Source organism: Hydrogenophaga sp. PBL-H3, assembly GCF_010104355.1.
In the GTDB taxonomy this organism is placed as follows: domain Bacteria; phylum Pseudomonadota; class Gammaproteobacteria; order Burkholderiales; family Burkholderiaceae_C; genus Hydrogenophaga.
This window is the reverse complement of sequence record NZ_CP044972.1, coordinates 3,384,737-3,400,281: the sequence shown is the minus strand read 5'-3', so window position 1 is coordinate 3,400,281 and position 15,545 is coordinate 3,384,737. Positions and strand designations below refer to the sequence as shown.

Here is a 15,545-nt window from a genome sequence, read left to right as displayed (position 1 = left end):
CATCCATGACAGATTTGAGCAAACGTTCCCTGATGAAGGTCGCTGCGCTGACCGCCTTGGCCAGCGCCGTGCTGATCGGCTGTGGCAAGAAGGAAGAGGTCGCTGCGCCCGCTGCACCTGCGCCCGCCGCCGCACCGGCGCCGAAGCCCGAGCCGCTGAAGATCGCCTTTGCCTACGTTGGCCCGGTGGGTGATGGCGGCTGGACCTTCGCCCACGACAACGGCCGCAAGGCAGTCGAGAAGGAGTTTGGCGACAAGGTTGTCACCAGCTTCGTGGAGAACGTGCCCGAGAGCGCCGACGCCGAGCGCGTGTTGCGCGATCTCGCCAGCCAGGGCAACAAGCTGGTGTTCGGCACCACCTTCGGCTACATGGAGCCCATGCTCAAGGTAGCACCCGACTTCAAGGACGTGAAGTTCGAGCACGCCACCGGCTACAAGACCGCCGAGAACATGCGCACCTACGACAGCCGCACCTACGAAGGCGCGTACATGGCTGGCGTGATCGCCGGCAGCATGACCAAGAGCAACAAGCTCGGCGTCGTGGCCTCGATTCCAATTCCTGAAGTGATCCGCAACATCAACAGCTTCACGCTGGGCGCGCAATCGGTGAACCCCAAGATCAAGACCAGCGTGGTCTGGGTCAACGGCTGGTTCGATCCACCAAAAGAAACCGAAGCCGCCACCTCGCTGATCAACGGGGGTGCCGACGTGCTGTTCCAGAACACCGACTCGTCCGCCGTGCTGCAGACCGCAGAGAAGCTGGGCAAGCGCGCCTTCGGCTGGGACTCCGACATGACCGCCTATGGCCCCAAGGCCCACCTGGGCTCGGCCGTGATCAACTGGGCGCCTTACTACATCAAGGCCACCAAGGATGCGCTGGAAGGCACCTGGTCCACCGGTGGCGTATGGTGGGGCGTGAAGGAAGGCGCGATCGACATGGTTTCGGTGGCTGAAGACGTGCCCGCCGAAGCCAAGGCCAAGGTGGACGCCGTGCGCGCCGGCTTGAAGGACGGCAGCTTCTCGATCTGGAAGGGCCCGATCATGGGTTCGGATGGCAAGGAAGTGCTGGCCAAGGACGTGGTCGCCGACGACAAGTTCCTGGGTGGCGTGAAGTTCTACGTCAAGGGCGTCGAGGGCAAAGTTCCCAACTGATCCCGCCCGACATGCATTGACAACGAAAGCCGCCTTCGGGCGGCTTTCCTGTTTGAATGAGGCTCCGATGATCGAACAACAACTCTGGTACCCCGTGATCGCATCCAACCAGGTGCGTGAGGCGCCGGTGGCGTGCGCGCTGCTCGGGCAAGCACTGGTGCTCTGGCGGGAACCCGGGCACGACGCAGGCCGTGTGCACGCCTGGGCCGACCAGTGCCCGCACCGCGGCGCCCAGCTCTCGCTGGGCCGGGTGTTGATCGGTGTGCACGGTGCGCGGCTGGAATGCCCTTACCACGGCTGGCAGTTTGGTCACACGGGGCAGTGCCAGCACATTCCCGCCGCGCCCGACTTCACGCCGCCCGCTGGCCATGTGGCCACGGTGTTCGATGCGTGTGAGCGTTTCGGGCTGGTGTGGGTGCGGCTGCAGGCGCCACAGACCGCGCGCGGATCTCTCGATGACCTGCCCGTGTTCGCCCCAGGTGACGACGCGGCGTGGCGTCGTGTCGTCTGCGGCCCTTACGAGCTCAACACCAGCGCGCCACGCCTGGTAGAGAATTTTCTCGACCTCAGCCACTTCGGCTTCGTGCACGAAGGCTGGCTGGGCGAACGCAGCCATGCGAAGGTGGAAACAGGGCAGGTGGAAGAGGGCGCTGACGGATTGGCCGTGATCGGTGCGCGTGCCTGGCAGCCCCGCGCTTACGCGGGTGCGGACGGTGGTGCGTGGATCGCCTACCGCTACGACGTGCCGCACCCCTTTGCCGCCATCTTGCGCAAGGACGCGACCGCAGGCGACCCGGTGAGCAATGCCATTGCACTTTTCATCCGTCCCGATGCCGACACGGCATGCACCGCCTGGTTCGTGATGGCCACGCAGGGGGATGCGTCGAGCGACCAGCAGCTGATCGACTTTCAGGACACCGTGTTTGCACAAGACCGCCCGGTGGTGGAATCGCAGACGCCGCGCACCCTGCCGATTGGTCGCACAGCGCCGGTGACCGAAGTGCATGGACCCGCCGATCGCGTGTCGAGCGCTTACCGCCGCTATCTCAAACGCCTTGGCATCTCGCTGGGCACTTGTTGAAAGATCCGACATGACCACGACCGCCGCCGAACTCGCCGCCGCCATCCCCAAGGCCGAGCTGCACATCCACATCGAAGGCTCGCTGGAGCCCGAGCTGATTTTTGCGCTCGCGCAGCGCAACGGACTGAGCCTGCCCTATGCGAGCGTGGAAGCGCTGCGCGAGGCCTACGCCTTCACCAACCTGCAGAGTTTTCTGGACATTTACTACGCCGGTGCCAGCGTGTTGCTGCAGGAGGCCGACTTTCACGACATGGCCTGGGCCTACTTCCTGCACGCCAAGGCCGACAACGTGGTGCACGCTGAACTCTTCTTCGACCCGCAGACCCACACCGCGCGCGGCGTGCCCATGGCCACCGTGATTCAGGGCCTTTCGAGCGCGTGCAAGCGTGCCCAGGCCGAGCTGGGCATCAGTGCCTCGCTCATCCTGTGTTTCCTGCGCCACCTGAGCGAAGAAGACGCCTTTGCCACCTTGGAAGCAGCGCTGCCCCACCGCGAACACTTCATCGGCGTGGGTCTGGATTCGAGCGAGGTCGGCCACCCGCCAGCGAAGTTCTCTCGCGTGTTCGCGCGCTGCCGCGAACTCGGTCTGCGCATCGTGGCGCACGCGGGCGAAGAGGGACCACCGGGCTACATCTGGGAAGCGCTGAACGATCTGAAGACCGAGCGCATCGACCACGGCGTGCGCTCGCTCGAAGACCCGGCGCTGGTGGCCGAGCTCGCGAAGCGCCGCACGCCACTCACGGTGTGCCCGTTGTCCAACCTCAAGCTCTGCGTGGTGAACGATCTGAAGGACCACCCGATGAAGCGCCTGCTGAATGCCGGTCTGTGCGCCACCGTCAACTCGGACGATCCGGCCTATTTCGGCGGTTACATGAACGCCAATTTCGTGCAGACGGTCGAGGCCCTGGACCTGTCGCGCGACGACGTGATCACGCTGGCGCGCAACAGCTTTGAAGCCAGCTTCGTGAGCGAGGCCCGCCGCGCGGAGCTGATGGTCCTGCTGGATGGTTTCATTGCCACCTGAGCGGGGTGTGCGGCGAATAGCCGCGCCATTCGCCGCATGATGTGCGGTGAATGACTTGAAAATTCACCGCACCAGCGGCACAATCGCCGCATGAACAGCGGTGAATACCGGCGCGCCCCGCGCTACATCTGGCAGGCCCCTGAGTGGCCGGCCCTGCACTACGACCTGTCGGCGCTGGCTGCGCCGCTGGCGGACGTGAGCCGCGCCCAGGGCGTTTTGCTGGGCCGCCTGGCCGACGTGGGCATGGCCTTGCAGGAGCGCGCCAGCCTGCTCGCGCTGACCGACGACGTGGTCAAGACCAGCGCCATCGAAGGTGAGCAGCTGGACGTGTTGTCCGTGCGGTCGTCGGTGGCCCGCCGCCTGGGCGTGGACATCGGGGCGTTGTTGCCCGCGAACCGCCATGTGGACGGCGTGGTCGACATGGTGCTGGATGCCACCCAGCTCCATCAGGAGCCGTTGACAGCCGAGCGGCTTTTCGGCTGGCATGCGGCGCTGTTTCCCACCGGCTTCGGCAGTCTCACCCGCATTCGCGTGGGCGCCTGGCGCAACGACGCGTCGGGTCCGATGCAGGTGGTGTCGGGGCCGGTGCAGCGGCAGCGGGTGCACTTCGAGGCGCCGCCGGCCGAACGCCTGTCTGCCGAGATGGACGAATTTCTTGCGTGGGCCAATGCCGCCACCGGCGAGCCGGCGGTGATCAAGGCCGGGCTGGCCCACCTGTGGCTTGTGACGGTGCACCCGTTCGACGACGGCAACGGCCGCATTGCGCGAGCGGTGGGCGATCTTTTTCTTGCGCGGGGCGATGGCAGCCCGCAACGCTTCTACAGCCTCTCCGCGCAGATCCAGCGCGAGCGCAAACGCTACTACGAGGTGCTGGAGCGCACGCAGCGCGGCGACCTGGACGCCACCGAGTGGCTGAGCTGGTTTCTCGCCACTTTGCTGCGCGCGGTGGAGAGTGCCCACCAGACGCTGGATTCGGTGTTGCTCAAGGTGCGTTTCTGGCAGCGCTGGGCGCAGACCCCCTTGAACGAGCGGCAGGTGGCCATGCTCAACCGTGTGCTCGATGGTTTTGAAGGCCGGCTTACCAGCGGGCAGTGGGCCAAGCTGACCAAGTGTTCGCCCGACACGGCATTGCGTGACCTGCAGCAACTGCTGTCGCAAGGGGTGCTGCGCAAGACGGAGGCGGGCGGTCGAAGCACCGCATACGAGCTGGTTCACGGCGAGCGCAGTTAAAATCCATACCCAGCGAGCCCGGTGCTTCCCCGGCTCGCTTTTTCATTCACGGAAGCCATGTAGAGGACCACCATGTACAAAAACCTCGTGACCCGGTGCGTCTGCGCACTGGCGGTTGCCAGTTTTTCCATTCCCTTTTCCACCCACGCACAGGCCCCGGCGCCCACGCCGTTGAAGGCCGCGTTCGTCTATGTCGCGCCACTCACCCCCGCAGGCTGGGTGCGCCAGCACGAGCAGGGGCGTCTTGCGGTGCAGGCCGCCCTGGGCAACCGCGTGCAGACCAGTTTTGTGGAGAACGTGCCCGAGGGGGCCGACGCCGAGCGTGTGATCCGCGATCTGGCGCAGCAGGGCCACCGCATCATCTTCACGCCGAGCTTCGGCTACATGGAGCCCACGCTCAAGGTGGCGCGCGAGTTCCCCGACGTGAAGTTCGAATCCATCACCGGCTACAAGACTGCGCCCAACGTGGCCACGGCGAACGCGCGCTACTACGAAGGCCGTTATCTCGCTGGTGTGGCTGCGGGGCGTCTGGCGACGCAGGCTGGTTACGTGGCGGGCTTCCCCATCCCCGAGGTGATCCAGGGCATCAATGCGTTCACGCTGGGCATGCGCTCGGTCAACCCCAAGGCCACCGTGCGTGTGGTGTTCCTGGGCGAGTGGTTCAACCCGCCGCGCGAGCGCGACGCGGCCATGACGCTCATGAACCAGGGTGCCGAGGTGCTGGCGTTTCACACCGGCTCCACCGCCGTGATGACCGCAGCGCAGGAGCGCGGCAAGCTCGCCGTGGCTTACCACTCCGACATGCGCCAGTTCGGGCCCGACGCGCAGGTCGTGGCTGTGACCCACCTCTGGGGCGACTACTACACCCGCCGCGTGCAGGCCGTGCTGGACGGCAAGTGGGAGAGCGGCAGCGTGTGGGGCGGTGTGAAGGACGGCATGGTCCGCGTGGATGGTTTCGGCCCCAAGGTGCCGGCCGCCGTGCGTGACGAGGTGCTGGCACGACAGGCCGACATGGCTGCGGGCCGCCTGCAGGTGTTTGCCAGCGTCGGTGGTGTGCGCGACAACGAAGGTCAGGTCGCGATTGCTGCCGGAAAGTCGCTCTCCGACGCCGAGATCCTGGGCATGAAGTGGCTGGCCGAAGGCGTGCTGGCCAAGATCGACCGATAGGCGCCATGTCCCTTTTGGTATGTCGGACGTTCTTCGTGGCACTAAGCTCGTGCCCATGAAAGCTTACCGAGCGCCCCTGCTGCGTTTTGCCGACGACCAGTCTCCCGTGTTCGAGGCCGACGGCCTGCTGGTCGTGGGGCCGGACGCAAAAGGGCAATCGGTCGTGCGCGCCGTGGGCGACCACGCGGCGCTGATCGATCGCTTCCCCGGCGTGGCGGTGGAAGACCTGCGCGGCAAGATCATCGCGCCGGGGTTTGTGGACATGCACATCCACTACCCGCAGACGGACGTGATCGGTGCGCCCGCCGCGGGCCTGCTGCCCTGGCTGGAGAACTACACCTTTCCGCACGAGTCGCGTTTTCACGATGGTGAACATGCGGGTGAGGTGGCCCGTTTCTTCTTTGACGAACTGAGCCGCCACGGTGTGACCACCGCGCTCACATTCGCCACCTCGCACCCCGCGTCGGTGAACGCGGCATTTGAAGAGGCGCAACGCCGCGGCCTGCGGTTCATCACCGGCAAGGTGCTGCAGGACCGTCACAGCCCCGACGGCGTGCGCGACGACACCGAGCAGAGCCTGATCGACACGGAGGCGCTGATCCAGCGCTGGCACGGCGTGGACCGACTGGGCTACGCGATCACGCCTCGCTTTGCGCCCACCAGCACGCCCGAGCAGTTGCGCGGAGCGGGTGAGCTGGCCGCGAAGCATGGCGACGTGTGGATCCAGTCGCACGTGGCCGAAAACCTGGACGAAGTGCGCTGGGCGGCCGAGCTGTTTCCAAACGCGCGCAGCTACCTGGGCGTGTACGGCGACTTCGGTCTGCTGCGCGAGCGCGCGGTGTATGCCCACTGCATCCACCTCGACGCCGCCGACCGCGCGCTGATGGCGCACACGGGTGCGGTGGCAGCGGTGAGCCCCACGAGCAACCTGTTCCTGGGCAGCGGCTTTTTTGACTTTGCAGCGGCCGACGCCGCGGGCATGGGCTACGGCCTGGCCAGCGACGTGGGTGGTGGCACCAGCTTCTCACCGTTTCACACCATGCTGGCGGCCTACTGCGTGGGCCGAGAAGGCCAGAGCAAGCCGGGCCTTAGCCTCACGCCAGGCCAGCTGTGGTGGCAACACACGGCGGGTGCGGCGAAGGCGCTCGGCCTGGAGGGTGTGGTGGGCAACCTGCAACCTGGTAACGAGGCCGACTTCGTGGTGCTCGATCCGAAGGCCACACCGCTGTTGGCCCGCAAGACTTCTCAGGCCAGCAGCCTCGACGAACTGCTGTTCGCGCTGATCGTGCTGGGTGATGACCGGGTGATTGAACGGACGTTGGTCGCGGGCCAGTAAGCCAGACAGCCGCCCCTCACCCCAGCCCTCTCCCCAGAGGGGCGAGGGAGCGAAGACACACAACGCGCGAAGCAACGCAAGTGCCAGGGGCATCAAGGGTCCGGCTCCGCCGGCCCAAGATGCCATCCCCCCTCCCAGCGCCGAAGGCGCGCCAGAGAGGGGGAAGCCGCGTCAGCGGCGCAGGGGGGTGCTTCTAGTTGTACGTCAGATCGCGGGCTTTCCCCCAGAACACCCGGTACATGAAGACCGTGTAGACGATGATCACCGGCAGCGTGATCGCCACACCGATGAAGATCACGGTGAGCGACTCGGTGCCGATGGCCGCTTCCCAAACCGTCATGCGGCCGATCACGATGTCGGGGTAGATGCTGTACGACAGGCCGAAGAAGGCCAGCACGAAGATCAGCACGGTGGAGACGAACACCACCCACCCGTAGCCGGCCTTCACCACCTCGGGGTGGGTGACCACCCAGCGCACGGCGAAGAAGGCGATGGCGCAGGTCAGCGGCACCGGCAGCAGCGCGAACACCTCGGGCACGCCAAACCACTTCTGCACCACCGCCGGATTCACCAGCGGCGTGGCCGCCGAGATGGCCACCAACGCCACACCCATGGGCCAGAGCACGCGCCGCGCCCAGTGCACCGCGCGCGCCTGCAACTCACCGTCGGTCTTCATGATCAGCCAGCCTGCGCCCAGCAGGATGTAGGCGGCCGGCAGCGTGATCGCTATGCCCAGGCTGAACGCGAGGCCGAGCAGGCCTTGTTCGAAGCCGGTGATGTAGCTGCCCAGCATCCAGCCCTGCGCGCTGCTGGCGAGCAGCGAGCCGGCAAAGAAGGCCCTGTTCCAGAAGGCCTTGTATTGCAGCGGTGCCTTCACGCGGAAGTCGAACGCCACGCCGCGCAGGATCAGGCCGATCAGCATCACGGCCACCGGCAGATACAGCGCCTGCAACACCAGGCCGTGTGCAAACGGAAACGCCACCAGCAACACGCCAACGCCCAGCACCAGCCAGGTTTCGTTGGCGTCCCAGAACGGACCGATGCTGGCGATCATGGTGTCCTTCTGGCTTTCGGTGGCCAGCGGCAGCAGCAGGCCCACGCCGAGGTCGTAGCCGTCGAGCACCACATACGCCAGCAGGGCCAGGCCCATCACGGCGAGGAAGATGAGGGGGAGGAGTTGCGCCCAGGTCATGTTCAGACTCCTGCCTTGCCCAGCGCGGCATTGCCACCGGGAATCGGTGCGTGTTTGAACGGGTTCTCCGCCATGTACTTGAGCACGCCGATGTAGGTGACCAGCAGCAGGCCGTAGACGATGAGGTAGGCCGTGAGCGTGAGCGCGATCATGGGTGGCGCGATGTGGGTGGCGATCTCGCTGGTGCGCAGCAGGCCATAGACCATGAAGGGCTGACGGCCGATCTCAGTCACGTACCAGCCCGAGAGCGTGGCCACCCAGCCAGAGAACGTCATGCCCGCGAGCACATACAGCAGCGGCCTTGGCAGGCGCACCTTGCCGTCGTCCAGCTCCCGGCGCTTGCGCCAGAGTTGCCACGCAGCGAACCACGCCACTGCCAGCATCAGCGAGCCCATGCCCACCATCACACGGAAGGCCCAGAAGACGGGTGCCACCGGCGGGTGTGCGCCCGGGAACTCGTTGATGCCCTTGATTTCCGCAGCGGCGTCATGCGCGAGGATCAGGCTGGCCAGCTTGGGGACCTTGATCGCGTATCGCGTCTCGCCCGCCTTCTCGTCGGGGATGCCGAACAGCGTGAGCGGCGCGCCCTTCTCGGTGTGCCAGATGCCTTCCATGGCGGCGATCTTGGCGGGCTGGTGCTCCAGCGTGTTCAGGCCATGCATGTCGCCCGCCACAAACTGGATCGGGATGACGATGGCGGCGGCCACCAGCGCGGTGCGCATCGCCTTGTGGGTACCGGCGGTGGCGCTGCCCTTGATGAGCTGCCACGCGCACAGGCCGGCGATCAGGAACGAGGCGGTGAGGGCAGAGGCCAGCAGCTTGTGGGCGAAGCGGTAGGGGAAGGAGGGGTTGAACACCACAGCCAGCCAGTCGGTGGCGTGGAACTGGCCGTTGACGATTTCATAGCCGGCGGGGGTCTGCAACCAGGAGTTGAGGCTCAGGATCCAGAACGCCGACATGGTGGTGCCGAGGGCCACCAGGAACGTGGCGGTGAGGTGCACGCGTTCCGAAACGCGGCCCCTGCCGAACAGCATGATCCCCAGGAAGCTCGCCTCCAGAAAGAACGCGGTTAGCACTTCGTATCCGAGCAGCGGACCGGCGATATTGCCGGCCTTTTCCATGAAGCCAGGCCAGTTGGTGCCGAACTGGAAGCTCATGACGATGCCCGAGACAACCCCGAGCGCAAACGTCAGCGCGAACACCTTGGTCCAGAAGTAATAAGCCTCTTCCCAGGCAGGGTCGCGCGTCTTGATGAACCGCAGCCGGAAGAACAACAGGAACCAGCACATCGCGATCGTGATGGTCGGAAACAGGATGTGAAAGCTGATGTTGGCTGCGAATTGCAGGCGCGACAGGATCAAGGCGTCCATGGGGATGTCCGGTGCGGGTGAATCGGAGGGTGTGGGTGCTCAGGCCGCGTGGTCCAGTGGATCTTTTGGCGGCGCCTTGCGCGCGGGCGACTTGCCGGTGAGGCGGTCCTTGAATTCGAGCACCTTGGTGACCGTGGTGCCCATGCCCATGAGCTGCATGGCGGTCTCGGGCGCGAGTTTCTGCACGTCGTCGAACCAGGTCATGAGGCGGTCGATCAGGTCGTGCATCTCGCGCATGCGGGCCTGGGCGTGGCGCTCGGCGTCGGTCGTGGGCGTGTCGAGCAGGGCGGTGCGCAGCATCGAGAGCGTGGGCTCCACTTCGCGGCGGCGCCGCTCTTCGGCCAGCACGCGGAAGATTTCCCACACGTCGGCCGGGGCCTCGAAATATTCACGTCGGTCGCCAGGCTGGTGGCGCAGGCGCACCAGGCGCCAGGCCTGCAGCTCCTTCAGGCCCATGCTCACATTGGAGCGTGAGAATTCCAGCGTCTCGGCAATGTCGTCGGCGTTGAGCGCCTGCGGCGAGATGAAAAGCAGGGCGTAGATCTGGCCGACGGTGCGGTTGATGCCCCACTTGCTGCCCATTTCCCCGAAGTGGGCAACGAACTCGCGGTTGAGCGGGGGGAGGTGGTCTTGCAGCGGCATGGGCGTGACTCTACCGTTGCTCGCTTGAAGTTTCAGTAATTACTGAAATTCCGGAAAGTTCTCGGGGTTATCGCTTGGGGTCGAGGCGGCGTGGCCCGGGTCCGACTCCCTACAATCGCGCACCATGAGCATCAAAAGCGACAAATGGATCCGCCGCATGGCCGAAGAACACGGCCTGATTTCACCTTTCGAGCCAGGGCAGGTGCGTGCTGTGGACGGCAAGAAGGTGATCAGCTACGGCACGAGCAGCTACGGCTACGACATCCGATGCGCGCCCGAATTCAAGGTGTTCACCAACATCCACAGCACGGTGGTGGACCCGAAGAACTTTGATGAAAACAGCTTCGTGGACATCAACAAGGATGTCTGCGTCATCCCGCCCAACAGCTTCGCGCTGGCGCGCACCATGGAGTACTTCCGCATCCCGCGCAACGTGCTGACCATCTGCCTGGGCAAGAGCACCTACGCGCGCTGCGGGATCATCGTCAACGTGACGCCATTCGAGCCCGAGTGGGAGGGCTACGTGACGCTGGAGTTCAGCAACACCACGCCGCTGCCGGCCAAGATCTACGCGGGCGAGGGCTGTGCCCAGGTGCTGTTCTTCGAGAGCGACAAGGACGATGTCTGCGAGGTCAGCTACAAGGACCGCGGCGGCAAGTACCAGGGCCAGACGGGCGTTACCCTCCCCAAGGCTTAGGAAAGAACTCCCCCGCCGCGCTTCGCGCGACCCCCTCCGGGGGCAACACCTGCGGCCCGGCAAAGCCGGTTCCGCGTTGTTCTGGACCGTCGTTCCACCGCCGGTGCCTTGACTTGTATCAAGGCCTTGTGGGGCTTTGGCCGATAGCATCCCCGGCCATGTCCAGCAATCCCGTCTTCCTCGCTTCCCCCGACCCCATCCCTGCCAGCCAGCCCCTGCCACACCGCAAGGTGATCCGGAGCTGGCTCACCCCCATCGTCGAACGCCGCACCGCGCGCGCCGTCGCCTTGCTGGCGCTGGACTGGGCGATCTTTGCCGCGCTGATGGTCGCCACCGTGCTCCTGTCGGCCTGGTGGGCCAAGCTGCTGTGCGGCCTGGCGGCGGGCTTCATGATCGGGCGTCTTTTCATCATCGGCCACGATGCCTGCCACCAGAGCTACACACCGCACCGCGGACTCAACCGCGTGCTCGGCCGCATCGCCATGTTGCCTTCGCTCACGCCTTACAGCCTGTGGGAGGTGGGGCACAACGTGGTCCACCACGGCTACACCAACCTCAAGGGCGTGGACTTTGTCTGGGCGCCGCTGACCCGCGCGGAGTTCGATGCACTGAGGCCCGGCCAGCGCGCCCTGGAGCGGCTCTATCGCAGCGGCTGGGGGCCTGCTGCCTACTACCTGGTGGAGATGTGGTGGAAGCGCATGTTCTTTCCGCGCAAGACCTACCTGGGCACGCGGCGCGCCGAGTTCGTGTGGGACGGGGTGATCGTCGTGGCCACCGCCGCGGTGTGGATCGGTGCGCTGGTGGCGTCCGCCCTGGCCACCGATCAGTCGGTTGCCCTGCTGGTGAGCCTGGGCTTCGGCGTGCCATTTTTGTTCTGGAACGCCATGATCGGCTTCGTGGTCTACGTGCACCACACCCACACCGCCGTGCAGTGGCACGACGACAAGGCAGCCTGGGCGCGCGCCGCACCCTTCGTATCGACCACTGTGCACCTCACGTTTCCCCTGCGCATCGGCGCGCTGCTGCACCACATCATGGAGCACACCGCGCACCATGTGGACATGAGCATCCCGCTCTACAGGCTTGAACCTGCGCAGCAACTGCTGGAAACCACCTTGCCCGGGCGCATCACGGTGCAGCGCTTTTCGTGGCGCTGGTACTTCGACACCGCGCGCCGCTGCAAGCTCTACGACTTCAGTCGCTGCTGCTGGACCGACTTCGAAGGCCGCCAGACCAGTGCCTGCCAGACGGCCGTCGCCTGAGGTGGACCGGCCCGGATAATGGTCCGCGCAGCGACTCCCGCTGCGCAGGAGACGCAGCATGAAATGGGAAAACAACCGTGAGTCCGACCAGGTCGAAGACCGGCGCTCGAGCCCGGGCCGTGGGTTCGGCGGCGGAGGCGGACGCAACATCGGTCTGGGCACCATCGTGGTGGCCCTGGTGGCCGGCTGGATCTTCGGCATCAACCCCATGACCATCCTGGGCGCTCTCAGCGGAGGTGATCTTTCCGCACCCTCGCAGGTGGAATCCACGCAGGGTCCGACGCAGGCGCCCACCGACGACATGGGCCGTTTCGTGGCCTCGGTGCTCGGTGGCACCGAAGACGTGTGGGGCCCCATGTTCCAGCAGGGCGGATCGACCTACCAGAAGCCGCGCCTGGTGCTGTTTCGCGGCGCCACGCCCACGGCCTGCGGCACTGGCCAGTCGGCCATGGGCCCGTTCTACTGCCCGGGCGACCAGAAGGTCTACATCGACCTGGCCTTCTACGACACGCTGCGCAACCAACTCGGTGCCCCGGGCGACTTCGCGCAGGCTTACGTGATCGCGCACGAGGTGGGCCACCACGTGCAGAACCTGCTGGGCATCACCGGCAAGATGGACGAGATGCGCGGCAAGGTCAGCCAGCGAGAGTTCAACGCGATGTCGGTGCGGGTCGAGCTGCAGGCCGACTGCTTTGCCGGCATCTGGGCGCACCACAACCAGAAGACCGGCGCCATCCTGGAGCCAGGCGACGTGGAGGAGGCCATGAACGCGGCCGCCGCCATCGGCGACGATGCCCTGCAGCGCAAGAGCCAGGGCCAGGTGGTGCCTGACAGCTTCACCCACGGCACCAGCGATCAGCGCCAGCGCTGGTTCAACAGCGGTCTCAAAACGGGAAGTGTCCAGGCTTGTGACACCTTCAAGTCAGCAAATCTTTGAACGCCGCTCAGGGGGACTTGGGCGAAAAGTGGTCAAAGTGCGACAATACCGGGCTAACTCCGAACGCAATGACCCAATCTTTTTCAGAACTGTCCCTCTCCCCCGCCATCGAGCGTGCCGTGGCCGAAATGGGCTACGAGACCATGACGCCGATTCAGGCACAGGCGATTCCCGTGGTGCTGCAAGGCCGCGACGTGATGGGCGCCGCCCAGACCGGCACCGGCAAGACGGCCGCCTTCACGCTGCCCTTGCTGCAGCGCATGATGAAGCACGAGAACGCCTCCACCTCGCCCGCACGCCACCCCGTGCGCGCCCTGGTTCTGCTGCCTACGCGCGAACTCGCAGATCAGGTGGCCGAGCAGGTCAAGCTCTACGCCAAGTACACCCAGCTGCGCAGCATGGTGGTGTTCGGTGGCATGGACATGAAGCCGCAGACGCTTGAACTCAAGAAGGGCGTCGAGGTGCTGGTGGCCACGCCGGGCCGTCTGCTCGATCACATCGAGGCCAAGAACTGCGTGCTCAACCAGGTGGAGTACGTGGTGCTGGACGAGGCCGACCGCATGCTCGACATCGGTTTCCTGCCCGACCTGCAGCGCATCCTGTCCTACCTGCCCAAGCAGCGCACCACGCTGCTGTTCTCGGCCACCTTCTCAACCGAGATCAAGCGCCTGGCGGGCAGCTATCTGCAAGACCCGGTGACGATCGAAGTGGCGCGCTCCAATGCCACCGCGTCCACCGTGGAGCAGCATTTCTACAGCGTCGACGACGATGACAAGCGCGGCGTGCTCAAGAAGATCCTGGCCGAGCGAGGGCTCAAGCAGGCCTTCGTCTTTGTCAACAGCAAGCTCGGCTGCGCGCGTCTGGCGCGCTCGCTGGAGCGCGAGGGCCTCAACACCACGGCTCTGCACGGCGACAAGAGCCAGGACGAGCGCCTGAAGGCCCTGGAAGCGTTCAAGAGCGGCGCGGTCGACCTGCTGGTCTGCACCGACGTGGCCGCGCGTGGCCTCGACATCAAGGACGTGCCGGCGGTGTTCAACTTCGACATCCCGTTCAACGCCGAAGACTACGTGCACCGCATCGGCCGCACCGGCCGCGCCGGGGCTTCGGGGCTGGCGGTGTCTTTCGTGAGCCCGCGTGACGCGCGCCTGATGGGTGATCTGGAAAAACTGCTGGGCAAAAAGCTTGAGCTTGAAGCCCTGGAGCTCGAGGCGGACAAGCGCCCCGCCGGCCGCTTCAACGACGGCCAGCGCGCCTGGCAGACGCCCGAAGGTGACGAGCGTCGCGAACCTCGTGAGAGCCGCCCTTCGCGCGAGCGCGAATTCCGCGGCGAATCGCGTGGCGAAGCCCGCGCCGCCCCGGTCAGCCGTCCTGTGCGCGCGCCGCGTGCTCCGGCCGATCCCTTGTTCGACAAACCTTACGAGCCCAGCGCCAGCGGTGACACGCCGCCGGCCTGGGAAGCCGCGTCGCGCCCCACCGCGCGCACCCTGTCGCCCAACATCAAGTCCCGCAAGAAGGTGCCCGCCTTGTTCAAGAGCGCGCCCGCTCCGGTGGTGGCAGAACCCGTTGCGGCGCCGGTGCAGGAAGACTGAGCGCCGCTTTCAGCAGGGCGCGCTCAGAGCACTTTGCCGGGCTTCTGCGCTTGTGCGCAGCGCACGGCGATGCGCTCGACCTGCCCGGGCACGCTCAGGACCCGTGCCGCCGTGAGACAGCCTCCCCAAACACAACCCGTGTCCAGCGGCAACACACCCTCGCGGCGTGCGTCACCCAAGGTCGACCAGTGGCCAAACGCCACCGGCACGCCGGCCGTGCGCCGGCCTGGCACGTCGAACCAGGGCATGAAGCCCGCAGGCGCACCATCGGCGCCCTCGGTGGTGGCGAACTCCATGACCCCCTGCGCGGTGCAGAAGCGCAGGCGCGTGAAGGCGTTGACGATGACCCGCAAGCGATCGGCACCCTGGAGCGAATCGCTCCAGAAGGCCGGCTCGTTGCCGTACATCTGCTGCAGGAATGCGGTCCAGTCGCCGCTGCGCAGCACGGACTCGACCTCGTGCGCGCGCGCCAGTGTGTCGGCCACGTCCCACTGCGGCAGCACGCCGGCGTGAACCATCAGCCAGCCGTGCTCGAACAGCGCCATCGGGCGCTGTCGCAACCAGTCGAGCAAGGCGTCCCGGTCGGGCGCGGTGAGGATGTCGTCCACCGTGTCGCTGCGGTGGGGCTTGCGCACGCCGTGCGCGGCGGCGAGCAGGTGCAGGTCGTGGTTGCCCAGCAGGCAGTGCGCGGAAGCCTCAAGTGCAATCAAACGGCGCAGCACCTTCAGCGAAGCAGGTCCGCGGTTGACCAGATCACCGAGCAGGTAGAGCGTGTCGCGACTGGGGGAGAAATCGATTTCGTCGAGCAAACGGCCCAGGGCTTCGTCGCAGCCTTGGACATCACCGATCATGTAGAGTGACATTTAC

At 65.9% G+C, this 15,545-nt stretch carries 14 protein-coding genes; 10 read left to right on the top strand and 4 right to left on the bottom strand.

Going from position 1 to position 15,545, the window contains the following annotated elements:
* Window positions 1-5 precede the first annotated feature (5 nt).
* The 6 genes from F9Z44_RS15795 (at window position 6) to guaD (ending at window position 6,989) form a co-directional block, all read left to right on the top strand.
* Entirely contained in the window at window positions 6-1,151 is a 1,146-nt protein-coding gene (locus F9Z44_RS15795; protein ID WP_159607690.1) for a BMP family ABC transporter substrate-binding protein, read from the top strand.
* 67 nt (window positions 1,152-1,218) lie between these two features.
* A complete protein-coding gene (locus tag F9Z44_RS15790; protein ID WP_159607689.1) occupies window positions 1,219-2,232 on the top strand; it encodes an aromatic ring-hydroxylating oxygenase subunit alpha in 1,014 nt (337 codons plus the stop codon).
* 10 nt (window positions 2,233-2,242) lie between these two features.
* Entirely contained in the window at window positions 2,243-3,256 is a 1,014-nt protein-coding gene (locus F9Z44_RS15785) for an adenosine deaminase (protein WP_159607688.1), read from the top strand.
* Between the two features lie 90 nt (window positions 3,257-3,346).
* Window positions 3,347-4,486 (top strand): Fic family protein, encoded by a 1,140-nt coding sequence (locus F9Z44_RS15780; protein ID WP_159607687.1) that lies wholly within the window; start codon window positions 3,347-3,349, stop codon window positions 4,484-4,486.
* 72 nt (window positions 4,487-4,558) lie between these two features.
* A complete protein-coding gene (locus F9Z44_RS15775; protein WP_159607686.1) occupies window positions 4,559-5,653 on the top strand; it encodes a BMP family ABC transporter substrate-binding protein in 1,095 nt (364 codons plus the stop codon).
* Between the two features lie 55 nt (window positions 5,654-5,708).
* Window positions 5,709-6,989 carry a guanine deaminase gene (guaD, locus tag F9Z44_RS15770; protein ID WP_159607685.1) on the top strand — a complete coding sequence of 427 codons (1,281 nt, stop codon included), beginning with the start codon at window positions 5,709-5,711 and terminating at the stop codon, window positions 6,987-6,989.
* Between the two features lie 193 nt (window positions 6,990-7,182).
* Here guaD and F9Z44_RS15765 read toward each other — a convergent pair whose 3' ends face one another.
* From F9Z44_RS15765 to F9Z44_RS15755, 3 genes are read right to left on the bottom strand one after another with little or no spacing between them, the layout of a single operon-like run.
* Window positions 7,183-8,181 carry a cytochrome d ubiquinol oxidase subunit II gene (locus tag F9Z44_RS15765; protein WP_159607684.1) on the bottom strand — a complete coding sequence of 333 codons (999 nt, stop codon included), beginning with the start codon at window positions 8,179-8,181 and terminating at the stop codon, window positions 7,183-7,185.
* A gap of 2 nt (window positions 8,182-8,183) precedes the next feature.
* On the bottom strand, window positions 8,184-9,551 hold the full coding sequence (locus F9Z44_RS15760; protein ID WP_159607683.1) for a cytochrome ubiquinol oxidase subunit I: 1,368 nt from the start codon (window positions 9,549-9,551) through the stop codon (window positions 8,184-8,186).
* A 39-nt stretch (window positions 9,552-9,590) separates the two neighbouring features.
* A complete protein-coding gene (locus tag F9Z44_RS15755) occupies window positions 9,591-10,193 on the bottom strand; it encodes a GbsR/MarR family transcriptional regulator (protein ID WP_159607682.1) in 603 nt (200 codons plus the stop codon).
* Window positions 10,194-10,317: 124 nt separating this feature from the next.
* Here F9Z44_RS15755 and dcd point away from each other — a divergent pair, with 124 nt between their 5' ends.
* The 4 genes from dcd (at window position 10,318) to F9Z44_RS15735 (ending at window position 14,678) form a co-directional block, all read left to right on the top strand.
* A complete protein-coding gene (gene dcd, locus F9Z44_RS15750; protein ID WP_056272648.1) occupies window positions 10,318-10,890 on the top strand; it encodes a dCTP deaminase in 573 nt (190 codons plus the stop codon).
* Between the two features lie 158 nt (window positions 10,891-11,048).
* Window positions 11,049-12,152, top strand: a complete 1,104-nt coding sequence (locus tag F9Z44_RS15745; RefSeq protein ID WP_159607681.1) for a fatty acid desaturase — start codon at window positions 11,049-11,051, stop codon at window positions 12,150-12,152.
* Between the two features lie 58 nt (window positions 12,153-12,210).
* Entirely contained in the window at window positions 12,211-13,089 is an 879-nt protein-coding gene (ypfJ, locus tag F9Z44_RS15740; protein WP_159607680.1) for a KPN_02809 family neutral zinc metallopeptidase, read from the top strand.
* Between the two features lie 68 nt (window positions 13,090-13,157).
* On the top strand, window positions 13,158-14,678 hold the full coding sequence (locus tag F9Z44_RS15735) for a DEAD/DEAH box helicase (protein WP_159607679.1): 1,521 nt from the start codon (window positions 13,158-13,160) through the stop codon (window positions 14,676-14,678).
* Window positions 14,679-14,701: 23 nt separating this feature from the next.
* On the opposite strand, the gene F9Z44_RS15730 is transcribed toward F9Z44_RS15735, so the two are convergent.
* Window positions 14,702-15,541 (bottom strand): symmetrical bis(5'-nucleosyl)-tetraphosphatase, encoded by an 840-nt coding sequence (locus tag F9Z44_RS15730; RefSeq protein WP_159607678.1) that lies wholly within the window; start codon window positions 15,539-15,541, stop codon window positions 14,702-14,704.
* Window positions 15,542-15,545: the final 4 nt, after the last annotated feature.

Bases quoted from the DNA above. Each gene is read 5' to 3' on its own strand.
- F9Z44_RS15780 (WP_159607687.1), top strand. From the start codon at position 3,347: ATGAACAGCGGTGAATACCGGCGCGCCCCGCGCTACATCTGGCAGGCC.
- ypfJ (WP_159607680.1), top strand. From the start codon at position 12,211: ATGAAATGGGAAAACAACCGTGAGTCCGACCAGGTCGAAGACCGGCGC.
- F9Z44_RS15745 (WP_159607681.1), top strand. From the start codon at position 11,049: ATGTCCAGCAATCCCGTCTTCCTCGCTTCCCCCGACCCCATCCCTGCC.
- F9Z44_RS15790 (WP_159607689.1), top strand. From the start codon at position 1,219: ATGATCGAACAACAACTCTGGTACCCCGTGATCGCATCCAACCAGGTG.
- F9Z44_RS15785 (WP_159607688.1), top strand. From the start codon at position 2,243: ATGACCACGACCGCCGCCGAACTCGCCGCCGCCATCCCCAAGGCCGAG.
- F9Z44_RS15755 (WP_159607682.1), bottom strand. From the start codon at position 10,193: ATGCCGCTGCAAGACCACCTCCCCCCGCTCAACCGCGAGTTCGTTGCC.
- F9Z44_RS15765 (WP_159607684.1), bottom strand. From the start codon at position 8,181: ATGACCTGGGCGCAACTCCTCCCCCTCATCTTCCTCGCCGTGATGGGC.
- F9Z44_RS15775 (WP_159607686.1), top strand. From the start codon at position 4,559: ATGTACAAAAACCTCGTGACCCGGTGCGTCTGCGCACTGGCGGTTGCC.
- F9Z44_RS15735 (WP_159607679.1), top strand. From the start codon at position 13,158: ATGACCCAATCTTTTTCAGAACTGTCCCTCTCCCCCGCCATCGAGCGT.
- guaD (WP_159607685.1), top strand. From the start codon at position 5,709: ATGAAAGCTTACCGAGCGCCCCTGCTGCGTTTTGCCGACGACCAGTCT.
- F9Z44_RS15760 (WP_159607683.1), bottom strand. From the start codon at position 9,551: ATGGACGCCTTGATCCTGTCGCGCCTGCAATTCGCAGCCAACATCAGC.
- F9Z44_RS15730 (WP_159607678.1), bottom strand. From the start codon at position 15,541: ATGTCACTCTACATGATCGGTGATGTCCAAGGCTGCGACGAAGCCCTG.
- dcd (WP_056272648.1), top strand. From the start codon at position 10,318: ATGAGCATCAAAAGCGACAAATGGATCCGCCGCATGGCCGAAGAACAC.
- F9Z44_RS15795 (WP_159607690.1), top strand. From the start codon at position 6: ATGACAGATTTGAGCAAACGTTCCCTGATGAAGGTCGCTGCGCTGACC.